This window comes from Solidesulfovibrio aerotolerans (genome assembly GCF_009856865.1).
Classification (GTDB): Bacteria; Desulfobacterota; Desulfovibrionia; order Desulfovibrionales; family Desulfovibrionaceae; genus Solidesulfovibrio; species Solidesulfovibrio aerotolerans.
In genome coordinates this window covers 1-1,809 of record NZ_WVUD01000113.1, presented here as the reverse complement: position 1 = coordinate 1,809, position 1,809 = coordinate 1, and the positions used below count along the sequence as shown (strand labels likewise).

Annotated in this window: 2 protein-coding genes; both read right to left on the bottom strand. The window is 58.5% G+C overall.

Going from position 1 to position 1,809, the window contains the following annotated elements; all coding sequences use genetic code 11:
- Window positions 1-141: 141 nt before the first annotated feature.
- Window positions 142-1,378, bottom strand: a protein-coding gene (locus GTA51_RS20320) for an IS3 family transposase (RefSeq protein ID WP_160964300.1) whose coding sequence is annotated in 2 segments (ribosomal slippage) — window positions 142-1,033 and window positions 1,032-1,378 — 1,239 coding nt in all. Because the reading frame shifts where the segments join, the coding sequence is not laid out codon by codon here.
- Window positions 1,379-1,546: 168 nt separating this feature from the next.
- Window positions 1,547-1,809, bottom strand: a 263-nt coding sequence (gene tnpB, locus GTA51_RS20315; protein ID WP_160964299.1) for an IS66 family insertion sequence element accessory protein TnpB, incomplete at its 5' end; no start/stop codon positions are given.

The window sequence follows — 1,809 nt, the reverse complement described above, 5'->3', positions numbered from 1 at the left end:
CGCTGTTCTTGACCGGTACGGGGCTTTTTCTCGGACTTCGGACCGTAAATGATCAGATTCAGGAGCCGGATGCGCTGCTCAAGCTGGGCAATATGTTGCTGCTGGTCAGCTTGGCTGGCGGCCATGCTGGAGTTGCCCCCGCTAAACCGGACAGGCCGCGTTTTCGATTAAGCGGATAAACTCACGTGGCGAGCGCATCCGCAGCCCCTTGTGTGGGGCCTCCTCGTTGTAATCCTCGAACCAAGCCGCGAGTTGCGCCAGGACTGTCCGCGCGTCAGGGCGGTCATGAGCATACACGTAATCGCGTTTGAACGTCTTGACGAACGCCTCAGCCATGCCGTTGCTTTGGGGGCTTCGTACCGGCGTAAACCGACTGATTAAGCCAAGCCATGAGGCGAACTCAACCGTTTCCTTGGCCGTGAAGCAAGAGCCATTGTCCGTGAGCCATTCCACGCGATGCGGCGTGCGGCCGGTACCGAAGCGCTTTTCCACACACTCCAGCATCAGATCGCGCACCATCGAGCCGGAAATGCCGCCTGTCGTGGCTACGAAGCCCATCGCTTCCCGGTCGCAGCAATCGATGGCAAAGACCACTCGGACGGTTTCGGCGTTGGTGCAGGCGATTTCAAAGCCATCGGCGCTCCACCGTAGGTTGCGTCGTAAGGTGATGACCTTCCCGTCATGGGCACGCTCGGGCTGCCGTCCGGTATGCCGCGTCAAAAGAAGGCCATGAAGGCGCATGATCCGATAGACCCGTTTGTGGTTCACGGGTGGCAGTTCCATCTGGGCCAAACGCCGGTTGAGGAAGACCGTGGCCCGACGATAGCCCAGTGTTGCCCGCTCGTCGGTAATCTCGCGCAAAAGCGGCAGCAAGACCGAATCCAGTTCCTTGGAGTAACGAGGCGGACGCTTCTCGGGAGTTTTGCCCATGCGTTCAGCAAGCCGGGAACGGGCCACATCCAATGCTTCGGCGATCCGCTTCATGGGGTATCGTCCTCGAAGGGCAAGGGCGTGCGCGAGATCAGTTTTTTTCGCGCGCAATTTCAATGGCATCCTTGAGGATTTCCACTTCCATGGTCTTCTTGCCCAAAAGTCGTTCAAGCTCGCGAACATGCTTTTTAAGCGCCCGAAACTCGGCGGCGCTCACCACCTGGTCATCTGCCTGCACCGCCGTCTTGCCGCCCTCGCTCATGAGTTTCCTCCAGCGGAAGAGGAGGTTGGGCGCGACACCGTGCTTTCTGGCCACGAAGGAGACGCTCATGCCCGGCAACAGCGTCTCCTCGACGATGCGCAGTTTCTCAGCCAAGGGCCAACGTCGCCGCTGGACCATGTTCACCACCTCGACCGTGGCAAACTCGTTAGCATTCTGTCTGGACATAACTCCAGCACTACCTCCTAGGCTGGCGGAAATGTCCGGTCGAAATGGGGGCTACTCCACATGCCGGCGAGAAGGCCTTTCAGTGTGGCGGGGTCGTCAGGAAGAGAATTGATGTCCACAGCCCGGATAATATGCCAGTATTATCCAATTTAATCAAGGTTATACTGGTCAAAAGATCGTCGAATACTCGAGGCGGGAATGCCCTTTTACAGCGAGGGGATCAAGACCGTCGAGCAGCCAAGCGAGCTGCCTGGAGTCGATGGTCAGCACATCGGCTTCGCGGGTCGGCCAGCGGAACACATGACGCTCCAGCCGTTTCTGCCATAGGCAAAAGCCGTTGCGATCCCAGTAGAGCAGCTTGATGATGGTCCTACTGCGGTTGCAAAATCCGAACAGGTGGCCGGCGAACGGATCGAGCGTAAGCTGCTGTG